Here is an 18,223-nt window from a genome sequence, read left to right on the forward strand (position 1 = left end):
CCTTGCGTGATGGCGCGCGGCGTTCTATAGCCGCGCCTTGAACATCCTATAGGAGTCGCGCCATGCAGGGCAGTGCAAATCTGAACGTCATGATCAAAACCGCCCGCAAAGCGGGACGTGGTCTGCTCAAGGACTTTGGAGAGGTCGAAAACCTGCAGGTGTCCACCAAAGGTGCGGGCGATTTTGTCAGCCGCGCGGATCTGCGGGCCGAAGAGGTGATCCGCGAAGAATTGCTGGACGCGCGTCCCACCTATGGGTTTCTTGGCGAAGAGGGTCAGGAGATCGAAGGCAAAGACCCGACGCGCCGCTGGATTGTTGATCCGCTGGATGGCACCACCAATTTTCTGCACGGCTTGCCCCATTGGGCGGTGTCGATTGCGCTGGAACACAAGGGCGAGATTGTTGCGGGTGTGGTCTATGACCCGTCCAAGGACGAATGTTTCTTTGCCGAGAAAGGCCAAGGGGCATGGGTCAATGAAAGCCGTTTGCGCGTGTCGGGGCGCAACCGGATGATCGAAAGCATCTTTGCGACGGGGCTGCCATTTGCGGGCCGCTCTGATCTGCCTGAAACACTTCAAGACCTTGCGCGTCTGCTGCCTGCATGTGCGGGTGTGCGTCGCTTCGGGGCTGCTGCGTTGGATTTGGCTTATGTGGCGGCGGGCCGTTATGACGGGTTCTGGGAACGCCGTTTGAATGCGTGGGATATGGCTGCGGGCCTGATCATCGTGCGCGAAGCAGGTGGCATGATCGAACCGATTGTCAAAGATGGTGATGTGCTGACCGACGGCGAAGTGATTGCTGCAAACTCTGACATCTTTGATCAATTCGCCAAGGTTGTGCGCGGCTAGCGCAGACCTTTGACGGTGTCAGCGATCTGACGGGTGATTGACGCCATCGTGCCACGGCACGGGGTCAATCTCTCGCGGGTTTACCCCTTCAAGCGCGCCGACGTTGACGCCGTATTCGTGGGGGTTCGAGCGGCGTTGGTGGTGCATGTAAATTCCGCAAGTCTTGCAAAAATAGTGTTTCGCGGTCTGGGTGTTGAAGCTGTAGCAGCTCAGGTTGTCGCGCCCTTTTACGACCTCAAGATCTGCCAAAAGGACCGATGCCACCATCGCCCCGCGCCGCCTGCAAAAAGAACAATCGCAGCGGCGTGCATCGCTGAGTGGTGTTGTCAGGGTGACACGCAAGGCGACAGCGCCGCAATGGCAGGTCAGCGTATGATCTTTCAGAACTTGGGATGTGATACTCATTTACGGCGCACCGTTGGCACATTGGTGCGGGCAAAGCGGTATGTTGCTTCGGGGTGGGGGGGGTGCATATCGGTCCGCTGCCAAAAAGCGATGCCGCCACGGCGCAAGAAGTGGGGGATGGTGAAGATCAGCCCGATCACAAAGCCGCCCGCGTGGGCCCAATAGGCCACGCCGCCTCCTGTGGTGGGCGTGGAAAACCCGCCCAAAAGCTGCATGCCAAACCAAAGACCCAACATGATCCAGGCGGGGATCGGGAAAATTTTGAAAATCACGACAAGGATCAGCAGAATGTCCACGCGCGCCTTGGGAAACAGCAAAAGATATCCGCCCATGACACCCGCAATCGCGCCCGAAGCCCCCACGGTGGGCACCCCGCTGCTTGGGTCTGAGATCAGATGGGCCGCCCCCGCAGCCAACCCGCTGGCCAGATAGAAGATGGTAAATCCCAGATGGCCGAATTCGTCTTCCATATTGTCGCCAAATATCCATAAAAACAGCATGTTGCCTGCCAGATGCATGATCCCGCCGTGCAGAAACATCGAGGTGACAAGGGTATAGCTTTGCTCGCCTGCGCTGACACGACCCGGGATCATCGCCCAGTCGCCAAAAAAGGACGAGATCGCGCGCGCATCCGACAGCAACGGCCAGTACATGATGAACACCCCGATGTTCAGGGCGATCAGCGTATAGGTCACATAAGGAATGCGCCCCGAGGGGTTATGGTCACGAATAGGAAACATGGGGGCGACTGTTGCGCCCCCATGCGGTGCCGTCAAGCGGCGTTATTCGGCGGCGATTGCTGCTTGGCCCACTTCGGCAAGCAAGGCCGCATTGCCGCCTGATGCGGTTGTGTCCACACAGATATGGGTTTCCCACATCACGCGCATCAGGTCGGGGGCGGTGGTGATGAGCGGAATGATCGCACCGTCACGCGCGGCCAGTGCCTTGGCATAGCTGCGGGCCTGCGCCGCATCGCCCCAAAAGATCACACCGGAAATGCCTGTCAGTGCACTGAGGGTTGCCGGGGCGATTGTGCCCGTTGCGGCCACGGCTGTGCCGCCAAGGGCCGCAACCGCGTTGACCTGCCGCGTGGTCACTTCGGCGGATGGGCCAAGGCACAAAAGGGGCGCTTTGGGTGCAAGGCTGATCTGATTGCTTTCACCTGTGGGGCCGGGCAAGCCAAAGCTGCGCGACATCGGGTGCGCGGGTTTGGCGGCGGCACTGGTGATGGCCGCGGCAAGTTCGTCAGCGTGCATCGGGCTGTCCCATTGCGCGTCAAACCGCACAGGCGCGCGGTAATGAAAACGGCTCAGGTAATGCGGCCCGCCTGCTTTGGGGCCCGTGCCAGACAGCCCGTGACCGCCAAACGGCTGGCTGCCGACAATCGCGCCGATCTGATTGCGGTTCACGTAGATATTGCCAGCCTTGATGCGGTCCGACACCTCTTGCACGCGGGTGTCGATGCGGGTGTGCAACCCGAACGTCAGCCCGTAGCCTGTCGCATTGATGGCATCGACCACCCTGTTGAGCTCGCGGGATTTGAATTTGGCGATATGCAAAACAGGGCCAAAGATTTCGCGTGTCATCTCGGCAATGCCTGCCACCTCGATCAGGGTAGGGGCGACGAAGGTATCCTCCAGCGGTGCAGGTGTCTGGTGCAGGATTTTGCCATCATTGCCAGCGGCGTTGATATAGGCCTGAATGCTGCTTTGGGCGTCGCGATCAATCACGGGGCCCACATCTGTGGCCGCATCCCATGGATCGCCCACAACCAGTGCATCCATCGCGCCTTTCAGCATCGTCAGGAACCGGTCATAGACGTCTTCTTGCACATAAAGGCACCTAAGGGCCGAACATCGCTGGCCTGCGGATTGGAAAGCAGATTGCACAATATCGCGGATGGCTTGTTCGGGCAGGGCGGTGCTGTCCACGATCATCGCGTTCAGCCCGCCTGTTTCTGCAATCAACGGCGCGCCGGGCGTCATATGATTGGCCATCGCGCGGTTGATACTTTGGGCTGTGGCGGTGGAGCCTGTAAAACACACCCCGTCGATACCTGCATGGCGTGTCAACGCAGCCCCGACCGTGCCACCACCGATGACCAGTTGCAACGCATCGTCGGGCACGCCTGCGCGGTGCATCAAGCTGACGGCAAGCTGCGCAATACGCGGCGTCTGGGGGGCGGGTTTGGCGATGACGGCGTTACCACAGGCCAAGGCCGCCGCGATCTGGCCCGAAAAAATAGCCAGCGGAAAGTTCCACGGCGAGATACAGGCAAACGTGCCAAGGGGGGCCTCTTGGGGGATATTTGCAGCGTAATACCGCAAGAAATCAACGGCTTCACGTAATTCTGCAATCGCGTCGAGTGGTGTCTTTTTGGCCTCTTTGGTCAAAAGGGCAAAAATCTCGCCGTAGTGATCTTCGTAAAGATCAGCCGCCTTGTTCAACACCTGCGCACGGTTTGTCGCGTGCCATGGCGCGGCGCGCGAGACGGCGGCATTGAGCTGTTGTTCATCCGCGTCGGACACGGGCGGCAGGGGCGTTGTGCGATGCGCGGTGCGTGCTGCATCAAGCGTTTTGAACATCGCGCGGTCCATCAGCGAAAACCCTTTGGAGTTCACGCGTTCAGGCTGGAACAGATCAGGCCCTTTGGTCAGATCCAGCGGTGCGTGCGCCTCAAACGGGTCGGCGGCCACCACGTCTGCGGGCACATCCTCATCAACGATCTGGTTTACAAAGCTGGAATTTGCGCCGTTTTCCAGCAAACGTCGCACCAGATATGCCAGCAAATCGCGGTGGGTGCCGACAGGGGCGTAGATGCGGCAGCGCGTCCCGTTGGCCTGAAGCACGCGGTCATGCAGCGCCTCGCCCATGCCATGAAGCCTTTGAAATTCGTAAAGCGCGGGATCAGCCGCCAGATGCAAAATCGCCGCGACCGTATGGGCGTTATGGGTGGCAAACTGCGGATAGATGCGATCGGTCATCGCCAGAAGTTTGCGGGCGTTGGCGATATAGCTGATGTCGGTCGCTGTTTTGGCTGTAAAGACAGGGAAGTGATCAAGCCCTTCGGCTTGGGCCAGCTTCACTTCGGTGTCCCAATAGGCGCCTTTGACCAGCCGCACCATAATGCGGCGATCCTGCGCCTCGGCCAGTGCATAAAGCCAGTCGATCACATGGCCAGCACGTGGGCCATAGGCCTGCACAACCACGCCAAAGCCATCCCATCCCGCAAGGCTTTGATCGGGCAGAACGGCTGCAATCACATCCAATGACAAGGCAAGGCGGTCTTGCTCTTCGGCATCGATATTCAGCCCGATCCCTGCGGCTTTGGCGGCTTGCGCCAGCTCCAACACGCGCGCTGGCAGTTCTGCCAGAACGCGGGTGCGTTGGGTTTCTTCATAGCGTGGGTGCAGCGCGCTGAGTTTGATCGAAATGCCAGGGTTGTCGCGCATGTCACCATGTTTGGCGGCGGCTGCAATCGCCTGAATGGCATCGCGGTAGGCGCGGAAATACGTATCCGCATCCGCCTGCGTCATCGCCGCTTCGCCAAGCATATCATAGGAACAGGTATATCCTTGGGCCTCGCGCTTTTGGGCGCGTTTCATGGCCGCTTTGATGTCTTGGCCCAAGACAAACTGCTGGCCCATCTCGCGCATTGCGCGGGCCACAGCGGTGCGAATGACAGGTTCGCCCAAGCGTTTGACCATACGACGCAGGGTGATCGCAACGCCGCCGCGATCATCCAGCACACGGCCCGTCAGCATAAGCCCCCACGTCGACGCATTCACCAAAGACGAGGCCGATTGCCCCAAATGCGCCCCCCAATCGGACGGGGCAATCTTGTCAGCGATCAACGCATCAATCGTGGCATCGTCAGGCACCCGCAGCAGGGCTTCTGCCAGGCACATCAGGGCCACGCCTTCGTCGGTTGAAAGGCCGTATTCGGCCAGAAAAACCTCCATCAATCCCGGCTCGTCCCCGTCGCGGATGCTTTGCACCAAGGCGGCACCCTTAGCCGCAATAATGCGTCTGTCGTCTTGGGTCAGCTGTGCTGCATGGCGCAGGGTTTCAACCATATGTGCCTCTTGGGGCATCTCGCTTGCAGATGGGATCGGGGGCAGATGTTGGGTCATGGCGCGGTCTCCTCTTTGCCCAGTATAGATCGCGCATGCAGGGAAAACGTCTTGCAATTATTGATATAGCAGTCAAATGTCGCGTAATGCGGCGTGTCGGAGGCTAAAATGCGTTATGATGATTTGGATGGTTTTGATCAGAAAATTCTAAAAACGGTCAGCATGATGGGGCGAATCTCGGTCACGGATCTGGCGGACCGGATTGGCCTGTCCAAATCGCCCACCCAGACCCGTTTGAAGCGACTGGAAGAGCAGGGCTACATCACAGGCTACCGCGCTTTGATTGATCCCATCAGGTTGGGCCTTGATCATGTGGCCTTCGTCGAGGTCAAATTATCCGACACCCGAGAGGGGGCGCTGGAGGCGTTTAACGCAGCGGTTCGTGACGTGCCCGAGATTGAGGAATGTCACCTGATTGCGGGGTCGTTCGACTATCTTCTTAAGGTGCGCACAGGAGATATGAATGCCTACCGCCGCGTGCTGGCCGAACAGATTTCGCCCTTGCCGAATGTGGCCCATACCTCAACCTATGTGGCGATGCAGTCGATCAAGGATGATGGCGTGAACACGGTTTTATAGGTCGTAACGCTTGACCTTTGGGGGATCGCAAACACCTTCAAAGGGCATGAAACATCTTGCCCTATCGCTTTGCCTGTTGGCGACACCCGTAATTGCCGAAACCTGTCCACCTGCACCTGACACATCCGATGTGCGGGCGTCGCTTATGGCGCAGTTGCGTCTGGCCCCTGATGAAGGCCGCGCCCGCGCGTTGAGCAATCAGTTGTGGGAACAATGGCTCAAAGCGCCAGATGCCAAGGCCCAAAGCCTGTTGGACCGTGCGATGGCCCGCCGCGAAAGTTTCGACTACGCCCAGGCCGAAGATGTTCTGGATGATCTGGTGGCCTATTGCCCCGCCTACTCCGAAGGGTGGAACCAACGCGCTTTTGTGCGGTTCTTGCGGCAAAACTTCGATGGCAGCGTCGCAGATATTGACCGCGCTTTGGCCATCACGCCCGAACATTTGGGCGCGATGACGGGCAAAGTGCTGGCGCTGATCCATCTGGGGCGTAACGACGAAGCACAGGTCGTTTTGCGACAGGCCCTTCGGCTTAATCCGTGGCTGTCTGAACGCGCCCTTTTGACCGAACCACTGGGCACCGAACTTTAGCTTTACCTCGCCGCCGCGCTGGCTATGGTGCGCGCACCGCACGAATTGTGCGCGAGCCTGCGTGGTGGAATGGTAGACACAGGGGACTTAAAATCCCTAGGCTTAATAGGCCGTGCCGGTTCGAGTCCGGCCGCAGGTACCATCAAACAATCCCCCTTATAGACGCCAAAAGACTTGGCGAATCCATCAAACACCGCGTTTACTGTGGGTCACTGGCATATTTCGGCCAGAGACCGTTTTTTGTATTTCAGGAATTTTTATGACCAAACAGACATCACATAAACGCATCGCTATTTTTTGCGATGGCACATGGAATTCAACCAGCCGCGACGAGGTCACGAATGTTGTGCTTCTCAGCCAATCGGTCGCGCGCACAGCGCCCGATGGGATCAAGCAGATACCGCTTTATGTTGAAGGCGTCGGGACGGGCCGCGGCTCAACTGGATTTGCGCAGGCGCTGGATAAACTGGGGGGCGGGGCATTTGGTTGGGGGCTGGAAAACAACCTGAAATCGGCTTTTTCGCAGCTGGCCCTGATTTATGAACCCGGTGATCAGATTTACATTTTCGGCTTTTCACGCGGGGCCTATACCGCCCGCTCCCTTGCCGGTCTGATCCGTTCTGTCGGCATACCGTCGGGGGCAAAATTGCGCGACATCGACAAGGCGATGGCGTTTTACCGTGATCGCACGGGACGCGGGCATCCCAAATCCGACGCCAGCCGCGCCTTTCGCGCTGATTTTTCCGAACACGTTGTGACGGGGCGGGAAGAAAACGAATGGCGTCGCAAAAACGGATTTGCCGAAGGCCATTTGCTCAAGATCGACTATCTGGGGGTTTGGGATACGGTCGGGGCGCTTGGCCTGCCATCGCATTATGGCGCAATCTCGAACCTGTTTAACAATAAATACGGTTTCCACGATATGGAGTTGTCGTCGATGATCGCGTCGGCCCGTCATGCGGTGGCGATTGACGAGCGGCGAAAAGCCTATCCGCCAAGCCTTTGGGACAACCTTGATCTGATGAACGACGAGGTCTCGTTCGAGGGGGCGGCTGACAACCGCCCCTACCAGCAAATCTGGTTTCCGGGCGTGCATGGTGCGGTTGGTGGCGGCGGGCCGGAAAAGCGACTGTCCAACATCACTTTGGAATGGGTGGCCGATGGCGCGATTGCCCAAGGCCTTGCGTTTATGGAAGGCGTGCTGGCCGATCTGGTGGCACACCAAGACCCGATGGCGCCGTTGGATAACGCAAAAGTGGGGTTTTTGACGCGTCTGATGCGCCGATCTTCGAAAGACCGCGAAATGGAAATCATCGCCAACCGCCGCGACGATGAGGGCAATGAGCTGCGTGTCACCTTACCACCCGCCCTTAAGGATGTGTCAGAGGCGGCCCGCGCAAGGTGGGTGGCCACGCGCCTTGCGGGCCCTGCTTATGCGCCCCAAACCCTGTCGCCGCTTCAGGCAGATCTGGACGGGTTGACCTAGCAACACTCGTTTATGCGCGCAGCACATCTGCAATTTGCGTGAGTGCGGCGCGAATGGGCGGGTCGTGGCGTGTGTCGCGGTGGCTGACCAGCCATTGCACATGGGTCAGCGCCTGAATGGGATCCGATAGCCGCAGAAGGCCGGCGGTGGCGTCGCCGATAAACATAGGCAAGACCACCCGCCCTTTGCCAGCCTGGGCCAGATCAACACAAAGACGCGCATCGCTTGTGGTGCAGGTTATCTCCGCACCATGTGTTTTGTGAAGCCAACGTTGTGACGGACCCGCGGTGTCGGGATCAGATGGGCCGATAAACCCTGCCACCTGGGCATCGCGTCCATAGATTGCATAGCGCACCGTCCCCATTTTTTGACGCGCCAGCCACGGGTGTTCTGGCGAGGCTGCGCGAATGCCGATGTCCGCTTCGCGTCGCGCCAGATCAAGCGATGCCGTGGTTGGCACGAACGCGGGGTGCCACGCGTCCGAGGGTGGCAGAGATCGTGCCAGATGTGCTGCGGTCCAATCGCCTGCCGTTATACGCACGACGGGCGTGCGTTGCGTGTTGGCGCACCACTGTAAAACGCGGTGGCGGATATCCTGCAGGCCGCGCAATTCGTGTTCAAGGGCGCGGCCCTCTTCGGTCAGGGTCATGCCTTGGGCACCCCTGACGAATAATGCGCGTTGCAACCGGCTTTCCAACTGTCGCATGCGGCGTGACACCGTCGGCACAGGGCTGCCGGCCCGCGTTGCCCCGCGTGTCAGGCTGCCCGTTTCTGCAACGGCCAGAAAAAGTGACAGATCATCAAGGCTGATTTCATTTTTGAAAGTCATGTTGCAAGGATCATGGCTGATGGCCGCGAAATCAATCCTTTATTTCATGGGGTGTTCCGCAAACAGCTTTCAGGATTGAAAACATGTATCACATTACACCCATGGCACTTCCCCGCACCAAACAGCTACCCCAAACCGAGGCGGACCACTTTGAGCGGCTTGTGCGCAGCCATCAAAAATGGGCGCGTCGCCGCGCTTGGCTGCGATTTCGGGCCAAAGTGTTGGGGCGTCAGTCGCGTGTTCCTGCGAACCGTTCGGACCATTCGGCAACTTGGTCATCTGTGATCTTGGCAAACAGCACCTCTGGCACGTTAAAGCCGTGACCTTCGGGCAGGGCCGTAAGGGCTGTGCGGATGTCGGTGGGCCATTGTGTGTCCAGCGTGTTCATATCCGACAAGATCCGCGCAGAGGCCGTGGGGATGAACGGGGCAGACAAGACCGCGTAAATGCGGATCAGGTTCAGGGCCAAACGGATTTGGGCAGCCGCCTGATCGGGGTCGGTCTTGAAGGTCGACCAAGGTGCGACTGTCTGCAAATACTCGTTGCCCGCCGCCCAGATCGCGCGCAGCTCGGCGGCGGATTTGCGCACCTCCATCGCCTCCATATGGGCGTTATAGGCCTCAAGACGCGTTTGCAATTCGGCGATCAACGCGTCCTCAGACGCGCCCCATGTGCCGCCCTTGGGGATGTCGGGGCTGAACTTGGAGTTACAGAATTTCGTCACACGGCTGATGAAATTGCCAAGCACATCGGCAAGGTCTTTGTTCACGCCTGCCTGAAATCCGTCCCACGTGAATTCGGCGTCACTGCTTTCGGGGCAGTTGGACAAAAGCCACCAGCGCCAATAATCGGCCGGCAGGATTTCAAGGGCCTGGTCCATGAACACACCGCGCCCGCGCGAGGTGCTGAACTGGCCGCCGTCATAATTGAGGTAGTTGAAGGATTTGATGTAATCGACCAGCTTCCACGGCTCGTTTGATCCCATGATTGTCGCAGGGAAAGACAGGGTGTGGAAGGGCACGTTGTCTTTGCCCATGAACTGGGTGTAGCGCACATCATCTGCGCCTTTGTCCATGCGCCACCAGCGTTCCCAATCGTCGCCTTTGCCCGCGTCAACCCATTCGCCCGCACAAGCGATATATTCGATGGGTGCATCGAACCAGACATAGAAAACCTTGCCCTCAAATCCGGGCCAGTCCGCATCGCCGCGTTTGACGGGCACGCCCCAATCCAGATCACGTGTGATGCCACGGTCTTGCAGCCCGTCGCCATCATGCAGCCACTTCTTGGCGATCGAGGTGGTCAGGATCGGCCAGTCGGATTTCGATTGAATCCAGTCGTCCAAACGGTCGCGCATCTGGCTTTGTTTAAGAAAAAGATGCCGTGTTTCGCGTACTTCCAGATCGGTGCTGCCGGAAATCGTAGACCGTGGGTTGATCAGTTCTGTGGGGTCCAGCTGGATCGTGCAGTTGTCACATTGATCACCGCGGGCATCTTCGTAGCCGCAGTTGGGGCAGGTGCCCTCAACATAGCGATCAGGCAAAAACCGCCCGTCCGCTTGCGAATAGATCTGTTCGGTCACCACCTCGTCAATCAGCCCTTCATCGGCCAAACGCCCCGCAAAATGCTGTGTCAGTTTTCGGTTTTGCTCGGAGGAGGACCGCCCGAAATGATCAAATGACAGGCCAAATCCTTTGGCGATTTCGTTCTGGATGGCCCACATCTCGGCGCAATATTCGTCGACGGGCTTGCCCGCTTTGGCCGCGGCCAACTCGGCCGGGGTGCCATGTTCGTCCGTGGCACATAAAAACAGCACCTCGTGGCCGCGCGCACGCTGGAACCGCGCAAACAGATCGGCGGGAAGCTGACTGCCCACAAGGTTGCCCAAGTGTTTGATCCCGTTGATATAAGGGATGGCCGAAGTGATAAGGTGACGCGCCATGGGAAGGGTTCCTTGGAAAGCAATGCAATAGGCAGTTTGGCCCCGTTTAACGCCAGTCTGGCGTTTGTTCAATCAGCGCAAATGGGCCTGCAACACTTGTATCAAATCAAGAACGGTGCGCACGGGCACATTGCCCTGCCACGTCACGGCCACGGCGGCCCCTGACGGCGCAACCACAAAGACCGATCCATGGCGCAAAGCGGGATCTGGATGGTTCCATTCACCGCCATGCGAAATCCAGCCAGCCTGAGGGCCAACACCACTAAAGACGCCCAAGCCGTAGCCTGTGCGCTTCTCAAACGGGTAGGCGTTTGGGTTTTTGACCCATGGGCGGTTGGGCCCGAACCAATGAGAGGCGAATTTGGCATAGTCAATCACCGACATCGACCATCCGCCAAAGCTTTGGGTGGCGGCGAAAGTGCCCGACACAGATGCGCCTGTCACACCGGCTGGCCGCAAAATGGTTGCGCCGCAGTGATTGGCATAGGGCTTGTTGGCGATGCCTTCAATCACCTCGCCCAAAACGGCGTAATTGGCGTTGGAGTACACAAACCCGCGGCGCTTGGTTTGGTTGTCCGCACGCTCAAGCGCGGCCTTTGCAAGCCGTTTCTGGGTGAATTGGTCCAGCGATACCACGCTTCCGTTGCCCTGATCCATCTTGGTTTTGAGGCCCGTTTGATGCGTTGCGAAATCCGCAAGGGTCAGGGCTTTTGTGTTCGGCGTCGGCGACAGGTTTCGCCGCGCCAACGGGGCCGACATCGACCCAAGCGTGCTGTTCCAGCTAAAGGGGCTATTGGCCAAGGTGCTGTTCAGGCACATGGCTGTAACGGCCTTGGACAGACTGGCGGTGGGGTAGGCCCGCGTGGCGGATCGTCCCTTGTCGATTTGGCGCAGGGTGCGGCCGTCTTTCACCATGCCAAGCGTGGCTTGTTTGATGCCCGACCGCGCCATCCAGGCGGTCAGATCAGCCTCAAGCGACTGGGTCGGCACAGATTGCGGTTGCGGCGCGCAGGCCGACAGAAGGGCAAAAAGCGCAACGGCTGCAAAGGCACGACGGGGGAAGCGGAATTTTAATATCATGCCTGACTGTGACCTTATTGGGCGGTCGGGCCAAGTCATTTCTGGCGTCTGTCGCGGTCTTTGCGAAGCAAACGACCGATGATGAAGGATGTGCGCGGCGCATAAACATAAGGTGTGCGGTCCTCCATCGTGGGGCGCGCGCGCATGCGGCTCAGCCCGTAGATAATCAGCAAAAGATGCCCGCCCGCGATAAACGCAAACATGGCAGGCGGGCCAAAGATTTCGATCAGATTGGCCGTAAGAAGTGGTGCGGCAATTGCCCCGCAGGCGTAAAAGAACATCAGCGCAGCAGACAGTTCCACGCGTTCGTCAGAGGTTGCAAAGTCATGGGCGTGGGCGGCTGAAATCGAATAGATCGGAAAGCTGGTAAACCCGAATAAAACCGCGCTGGCCATCACAGCCTGCGTGCCGCCCCCTGCGATCAAAACGGTCACCCCGCAACTGGCCATGGCCGCCAGTGAAAACCAGATCAACACCCAACGGCGGTCAAATTTATCGGCCAGCCAGCCTGCGGGCAGCTGCGAAATGGCGCCCCCCAAAACGAAAGCGGCCAGAAAGGTTCCGATTTGCGCGGCCGATAGTCCAACCTCGATCCCGTAGATCGGGCCCACCATCCGAAACGACGCGGCAGACAGGGCCGCCACAATCACCCCTGCGGCGGCCAAAGGGGATTTCCGCGCCGCCAAAATTGGGCGCAGGCGCGGGGCAGATGGCGTTTTCGGCGGGCTTGATTTGGTCAGTGTTAACGGAAGCAAGGATGCGCAACACAGCAGCGTCAGGATATTGTAGGCGACGTAAACCTCGACGCTGGCCAGCGCCCCGATCATAAATTGCGCGGCAAGCGAGGCGCTGATGTCGGCCATGCGGTAGGTTCCCATCGCACGGCCCCGTGTTTCATTGCTGACTTTTGCTTGTAGCCATGCCTCGATCACCGTGTAGCATCCGGCCACGCAAATGCCCGACCCAACCCGCAACATCGCCCAAGCGTAAGGCGTCTGGATCAACGTATGCCCGATCAGCCCAATCGCCCCCAGTGCCGTAAAACAGGCAAACGCACGGCTGTGTCCCACATTGCCCATCAGGCGTGGCGCCCACCAGCAGCCGATGAAAAACCCGATGAAATGGGCCGATCCAAGCAGGCCCACCTGGCCGCGGGTAAAGCCGCTTTCCAACCCCACCAAGGCATCCAGCGGGCCAACCCCGCCCGATGACAGCTGCAACAGGACAACTGACAGAAAAAGCGCCGCAAAGGAGATCATCATCCGCATAGCTCAGCCATGTTGGCCCAATGACACGACCGCTTGTGGTTTTCCGACAAAGCCTGTCGTAAAAGGGGCAAAAGACACAACAGGACAGACGATCATGCAATTCAAAACGCTCGGCTCCTCGGGGCTTTCCGTCAGCACTTTATGTTTGGGAACAATGACATATGGGGTGCAGACACCGCAAGACGATGCCTTTGCGCAAATGGACATGGCCGTTGCCGCGGGTATCAACTTTTTTGACACCGCCGAGATGTATCCCGTCAATCCGATCACGCCGGAAACCCAAGGAGACAGCGAACGCATCGTAGGTGCGTGGTTCAAACGTTCGGGCAAGCGCCGCGATGTGATCTTGGCCACCAAACACTCGGGCAACGGCGTGTCCCATGTCCGTGACGGGGCCGATATTTCCAGCGCCAGCGTGCGGTCTGCCGTCGAAGGATCACTCAAACGGTTGGGCACGGACTATATTGATCTTTACCAGCTGCATTGGCCCAATCGCGGAAGCTATATGTTCCGCCAAAACTGGACCTATGACCCGTCACACCAAGACAAGCAGGCCACCTTGCAGCATATGGCCGACACCCTTGGCGCGCTTCAGGCCGAGGTTGATCGCGGTACGATCCGCCACTTTGGCCTGTCCAATGAAAGCGCGTGGGGCACCACCAAATGGTGCGATGTGGCCACGGGCGTCGGCGGGCCGCGCGTTGTGTCAATCCAGAACGAATACTCCTTGCTCTGTCGTCTCTATGATACCGATCTGGCAGAGGTTTCGGTGAATGAAGTCGTCGCACTTATTCCGTTTTCACCGCTGGCGGCGGGGCTTTTGACGGGCAAATACCAAAACGGGGCAATCCCCAAGGGCAGCCGCATGGACATCAATGGCACCTTGGGCGGACGCAAGACCGACCGCGCCTTCCAAGCCGTCGCGGCCTATCAAAAGGTCGCACAGGACCACGGGCTGGATCTGGCCCATATGGCATTGGCATGGTCGGTGCAGCGCCCGTTTGTCGCCTCTTCGATCTTCGGGGCCACCACGGTCGAACAGCTTGCGCATCTGCTCAAATGCGCTGATCTGGTGCTGGACCAAGAGGTGCTGGACGCGATCGATGCCGCCCACCATGCGCATCCGATGCCATACTAAACGCTTGCACCACTGAGCAAAATCGCGTTCCCCTTCAATCGTTGTGATTTGGGAGGACCGCGATGCCACTGCAGATGAACCGCGAGGTGTTTATCACCTGCGCCGTCACCGGCTCGGGCGCCACCCAAGACCGCAGCCCCCATGTGCCGCGCTCTCCTCGCCAGATTGCCGATAGCGCCATTGCCGCCGCAAAGGCAGGTGCGGCGGTGGTGCATTGCCATGTGCGTGATCCCGAAACAGGCGCGCCAAGCCGTAAGCTGGAGTATTACAAACAGGTCACAGATCTGATCCGTGCCGCCGATGTCGATGTGGTCTTGAACCTGACCGCAGGCATGGGCGGCGATATTGTCTTTGGCGGGCCTGACCAACCGCTACCGATGGTCGGTGGCACCGATATGATCGGGGCGGCAGAACGGGTCGAACATATCGCCGCTTGCCTGCCCGAGATTTGCACGCTGGATTGCGGCACGATGAATTTTGCCGAAGCCGACTACGTCATGACCAACACCCCCGGCATGCTGCAAGCCATGGGCAAGCGCATCACCGAACTTGGGGTGAAGCCCGAGATCGAGGCCTTTGACACAGGCCATCTTTGGTATGCCAAACAACTGGTGTCGGATGGTATTTTGGAAGCTGACGCGCTTGTTCAGCTGTGCATGGGGGTGCCGTGGGGCGCGCCTGACGATCTCAATACGTTTATGGCGATGGTCAACAATGTGCCGTCCGAATGGACGTTTTCGGCGTTCAGTCTGGGACGCAATCAGATGGCCTATGTGGCCGCTGCCGTGCTGGCAGGCGGCAATGTGCGCGTCGGGTTGGAAGACAATCTTTGGCTTGGCAAAGGGGAACTTGCGACCAACGCGCAGCTCGTGGAACGTGCGGTGGGTATTATCGAGAATATGGGCGCTCGCGTCATTGGCCCCGACGAGGTGCGACGCAAATTGCGACTGACAAAGCAGGGGTGAGCAGGTGGCGGCATTGACAAGCTTCAAAGGATGGACCCTCGCGCTGGCCGTGGGGATGTTTGCGCAGGCCTGCACACCGCCGCCACAACGCCCCTTTGACCCAGTGGATGTGCCATTTCGCAACCCAACCGCCCAGATCGCCAGTCAGTCCGATGTGACGCTGGACCGTCTGACGGGGACATGGCGCGTCACTCAACGCTTTGACGGTGGGCTATCGCAAGGCTTGCAAACCGTGATTTTTGACGCGAACGGCATCGCAGTGGATGGCACGCGCATTCCGCTGCGCTATCTGGGCGAAGGGCGGTTCGAGGGCGAAGCATTCAGCCTGTGGGTCCACTGGATGGACATCGACAGCCGCACGGCCGTAATCGGATCGCCCGATGGCGATTTCGGCTGGATCATGGAACGCGGTGCAGCCTCTGCCGACCGCACTAGGGCGGCGCGCGAGATCCTGCAATGGTATGGGTATGATACCAGCCGCTTGAAAGGTGTATAATGCAACAAACAGCGGCGATTATCGGGGGCGGTGTGATCGGTGGCGGATGGGCTGCGCGGTTCTTACTGGCGGGCTGGCATGTTCGTGTGTTCGATCCCGATCCGGACGCCCAACGCAAGATTGGCGAGGTGCTTGAAAACGCCCGCCGCAGCTTGCCGGGGCTGTCCGATACGGCGCTGCCAGCCGAAGGGCGGTTGAGCTTTCATAGCACCATGTCTGATGCGGTTGACGGCGCGATCTGGATTCAGGAAAGCGTCCCCGAACGGTTGGATCTCAAACGCAAGGTCTATCAAACGCTGCAACACCATTGCGCGGCAGATGCAATCATCGGTTCCTCGACCAGCGGGTTCAAACCAAGCGATTTACAAGGCTGCGCCACGCGCCCCGAACAGATTGTGGTCTGTCATCCCTTCAATCCCGTCTATCTTTTGCCCTTGGTCGAGGTGGTGATGGGGCAGGCAGATGCGCTAGAGCCGCGTATTGACGCCATCCTGCGCCAGTTGGGGATGCGCCCGCTCTTTATCCGCCGCGAGATTGACGCCCATATCGCCGATCGCTTGCTGGAAGCGGTCTGGCGCGAGGCGCTTTGGCTGGTCAATGACGGCATCGCCACAACACAAGATATAGACGAGGCGATCCGCCTTGGCTTTGGTCTGCGTTGGGCGCAAATGGGCCTGTTTGAAACCTACCGCATCGCAGGGGGTGAAGCGGGGATGGTGCATTTTCTGGCGCAATTCGGCCCCGCTTTGGAATGGCCCTGGACCAAATTGATGGATGTGCCAGAGCTGACAGATGCGCTTGTTGCGCGCATCGCCAGCCAGTCAGATGCGCAATCGGGCACCCATTCCATTCGCGCATTGGAACGCATCCGTGACGACAATCTTGTGGGCATCCTACGTGTCCTCAAAGCCAATGATTGGGGCGCTGGTGCGGTCTTGAACAGGCATGATAACCACTTGGACGAAGGCGAAATCCCAAGCGATATGAAGGGGATAGCCGATCTTGCGCGCCCTGTGAAAACGCTGCGCCGCGCGGTCCCGCTGGATTGGACCGATTACAACGGCCATATGAACGAAGCGCGGTATTTGCAGGCTTTTGGCGATGCGACGGACCGTCTGATGCTGATCATCGGCTGTACGCCCGACTATATCCGCGCAGGCGGCAGCTACTTCACCGCCGAGACCCACATCCGTCATCTCAACGAGGTGCACGCCGGCACGCAAATCCATATCGAAACGCAGGTTCTGGCAGGTGCGGGCAAAAAGATGCACCTGTTTCACCGCATGTTTGACGGCACCCGCGTGCTGGCCACCGCAGAGCATATGTTGATCCACGTCAGTCTTGAAACACGCCGCGCCAGTGATCCCGCACCGCAGATTGCCGATGCCTTGGCCCGCCTTGTGCATGCGCATGGGCCGCTGCCGCGCCCCGAAGGGGCAGGCGCTGCCATCGGCCTGCGTTAAAGCGGCGATCGTAACTGGGTGATCAGCGCGGGAAAGTCGTGGCTTGAAAATTCAGCCCTGCGGATCAACCCGTCAAAATGCGTGGTAATCGCACTCACGCGGTCGGTGTCCCGAAACGCCAGATAGTTGGACCCCAGATAGATCACCGCCAACAGCGGGCCGAAGATCGTGATCGGCGCTGAATAGAGTTTTCGCGCATCAAACAGATAAACCCGCAGCGCAGGATAAAGCTGGTCATGCAGCGCAAGCAGGTGCTCCAACTGCGCACGGCGCAACGCAACGGGCACATCACGGTAATAGCCCTCGGCCTGCGCGAACGCCCTTATATCATGGATGGGCAAAGCTATTTCGTAGTCGGATTTCGCGCTGCGCATCCAGTTCAACCTATCCTTGGACGCACCGATGGCCTGTTTGGGCGAGCGGCCAAGCGATGCTTTGTATTCCCATTCCAAAAGCGCCTCGGTCTTTAACATATCGGGCAGGCCCGCAGGCACATGGCGGATTTTGTAGCCCGCGGCTTCCTGATGCCATGCGAATATCTGTTCATCGACCAAAGTGCGTGGTGCTGCCGTTATCTGCGTGGCGGCTGATAGCAAATCCGCAGCCCGTTCGGGGCGGTCCGACAACCCAAGCAACCAATCGGCAGACACGCCAAGCGCATTGGCACATTCGGCCACCACATGGGCGTTCGGCATGCGTGGACCGTCATCGCGCAGCAGCTGCGAAATGGTCGAACGATCCACCCCAATGGTGCGGGCCAATCCGCTTTGTGTGGCGCCTGCCAGCTGCATTGCCGCGGCCAGACGATCCCGAAGCAGCTGCGCACGATCCCGCTTGTCGTAAATATCCTGCATATAGTGACAAATATCACGCCTGTAGAAATTTGTGAACTATTTCCAAAATTCTCAACAGGCCGTCTTTATTCGATAATCGCGCTGACCCTCTCAGGCAGGCAGCACCCGTGCAAACCAGACACTTCACCAAAATCACCGTCGAATGGCC

At 58.8% G+C, this 18,223-nt stretch carries 16 protein-coding genes and 1 tRNA gene; 9 read left to right on the forward strand and 8 right to left on the reverse strand.

From position 1 onward, the window contains the following. Positions 1 to 62 precede the first annotated feature (62 nt). Positions 63 to 848 (forward strand): inositol monophosphatase family protein, encoded by a 786-nt coding sequence (locus L1065_RS10070; RefSeq protein WP_237095348.1) that lies wholly within the window; start codon positions 63 to 65, stop codon positions 846 to 848. Positions 849 to 866: 18 nt separating this feature from the next. Here the strand turns inward: L1065_RS10070 and L1065_RS10075 are convergent, their stop codons facing one another. The 3 genes from L1065_RS10075 to L1065_RS10085 are packed head-to-tail and all read right to left on the reverse strand — an operon-like array spanning position 867 to position 5,386. Beyond that, the gene (locus L1065_RS10075; protein ID WP_237095349.1) at positions 867 to 1,253 is read right to left on the reverse strand and encodes a GFA family protein; all 387 of its coding nucleotides are present in this window, start codon (positions 1,251 to 1,253) and stop codon (positions 867 to 869) included. Beyond that, entirely contained in the window at positions 1,250 to 1,993 is a 744-nt protein-coding gene (locus L1065_RS10080; RefSeq protein WP_237095350.1) for a rhomboid family intramembrane serine protease, read from the reverse strand. The genes L1065_RS10075 and L1065_RS10080 overlap by 4 nt, the downstream gene beginning before the upstream one ends. 42 nt (positions 1,994 to 2,035) lie before the next feature. Continuing rightward, positions 2,036 to 5,386, reverse strand: coding sequence for an L-glutamate gamma-semialdehyde dehydrogenase (locus L1065_RS10085; protein WP_370641170.1), 3,351 nt, complete (start codon positions 5,384 to 5,386; stop codon positions 2,036 to 2,038). 108 nt (positions 5,387 to 5,494) lie between these two features. Between L1065_RS10085 and L1065_RS10090 the strand changes: the two genes are divergently transcribed. From L1065_RS10090 to L1065_RS10105, 4 genes are all read left to right on the forward strand, one after another. Next, positions 5,495 to 5,965 (forward strand): Lrp/AsnC family transcriptional regulator, encoded by a 471-nt coding sequence (locus tag L1065_RS10090; RefSeq protein WP_237095351.1) that lies wholly within the window; start codon positions 5,495 to 5,497, stop codon positions 5,963 to 5,965. A gap of 46 nt (positions 5,966 to 6,011) precedes the next feature. Continuing rightward, entirely contained in the window at positions 6,012 to 6,554 is a 543-nt protein-coding gene (locus tag L1065_RS10095) for a hypothetical protein (RefSeq protein WP_237095352.1), read from the forward strand. Positions 6,555 to 6,609: 55 nt separating this feature from the next. Further along, positions 6,610 to 6,696: transfer RNA gene (locus L1065_RS10100), tRNA-Leu, on the forward strand. A 117-nt stretch (positions 6,697 to 6,813) separates the two neighbouring features. Continuing rightward, positions 6,814 to 8,040 (forward strand): DUF2235 domain-containing protein, encoded by a 1,227-nt coding sequence (locus tag L1065_RS10105; RefSeq protein ID WP_237095353.1) that lies wholly within the window; start codon positions 6,814 to 6,816, stop codon positions 8,038 to 8,040. Between the two features lie 10 nt (positions 8,041 to 8,050). Here L1065_RS10105 and L1065_RS10110 read toward each other — a convergent pair whose 3' ends face one another. The 4 genes from L1065_RS10110 to L1065_RS10125 all read right to left on the reverse strand — a co-directional run bounded on the left by L1065_RS10110 (position 8,051) and on the right by L1065_RS10125 (position 13,159). Then, a complete protein-coding gene (locus L1065_RS10110; protein ID WP_237095354.1) occupies positions 8,051 to 8,869 on the reverse strand; it encodes a LysR family transcriptional regulator in 819 nt (272 codons plus the stop codon). A 229-nt stretch (positions 8,870 to 9,098) separates the two neighbouring features. Continuing rightward, positions 9,099 to 10,811 (reverse strand): methionine--tRNA ligase, encoded by a 1,713-nt coding sequence (metG, locus tag L1065_RS10115; protein WP_237095355.1) that lies wholly within the window; start codon positions 10,809 to 10,811, stop codon positions 9,099 to 9,101. A gap of 72 nt (positions 10,812 to 10,883) precedes the next feature. After that, complete coding sequence (locus L1065_RS10120) at positions 10,884 to 11,891, reverse strand: serine hydrolase (RefSeq protein WP_237095356.1); 1,008 nt, start codon at positions 11,889 to 11,891, stop codon at positions 10,884 to 10,886. 35 nt (positions 11,892 to 11,926) lie between these two features. After that, the gene (locus L1065_RS10125; RefSeq protein ID WP_237095357.1) at positions 11,927 to 13,159 is read right to left on the reverse strand and encodes an MFS transporter; all 1,233 of its coding nucleotides are present in this window, start codon (positions 13,157 to 13,159) and stop codon (positions 11,927 to 11,929) included. 94 nt (positions 13,160 to 13,253) lie between these two features. On the opposite strand from L1065_RS10125, the gene L1065_RS10130 reads away from it, so the two are divergent. From L1065_RS10130 to L1065_RS10145, 4 genes are all read left to right on the forward strand, one after another. Next, positions 13,254 to 14,297 (forward strand): aldo/keto reductase, encoded by a 1,044-nt coding sequence (locus tag L1065_RS10130; RefSeq protein WP_237095358.1) that lies wholly within the window; start codon positions 13,254 to 13,256, stop codon positions 14,295 to 14,297. Between the two features lie 62 nt (positions 14,298 to 14,359). Further along, positions 14,360 to 15,262 carry a 3-keto-5-aminohexanoate cleavage protein gene (locus L1065_RS10135; RefSeq protein ID WP_237095359.1) on the forward strand — a complete coding sequence of 301 codons (903 nt, stop codon included), beginning with the start codon at positions 14,360 to 14,362 and terminating at the stop codon, positions 15,260 to 15,262. 4 nt (positions 15,263 to 15,266) lie between these two features. Next, positions 15,267 to 15,758 carry a lipocalin family protein gene (locus tag L1065_RS10140; RefSeq protein ID WP_237095360.1) on the forward strand — a complete coding sequence of 164 codons (492 nt, stop codon included), beginning with the start codon at positions 15,267 to 15,269 and terminating at the stop codon, positions 15,756 to 15,758. Then, positions 15,758 to 17,221, forward strand: coding sequence for a carnitine 3-dehydrogenase (locus tag L1065_RS10145; protein WP_237095361.1), 1,464 nt, complete (start codon positions 15,758 to 15,760; stop codon positions 17,219 to 17,221). The genes L1065_RS10140 and L1065_RS10145 overlap by 1 nt, the downstream gene beginning before the upstream one ends. On the opposite strand, the gene L1065_RS10150 is transcribed toward L1065_RS10145, so the two are convergent. After that, on the reverse strand, positions 17,218 to 18,075 hold the full coding sequence (locus tag L1065_RS10150; protein WP_237095362.1) for a helix-turn-helix domain-containing protein: 858 nt from the start codon (positions 18,073 to 18,075) through the stop codon (positions 17,218 to 17,220). The genes L1065_RS10145 and L1065_RS10150 overlap by 4 nt on opposite strands. Positions 18,076 to 18,223: the final 148 nt, after the last annotated feature.

This window comes from Nereida sp. MMG025, assembly GCF_021654165.1.
Classification (GTDB): domain Bacteria; phylum Pseudomonadota; class Alphaproteobacteria; order Rhodobacterales; family Rhodobacteraceae; genus Nereida.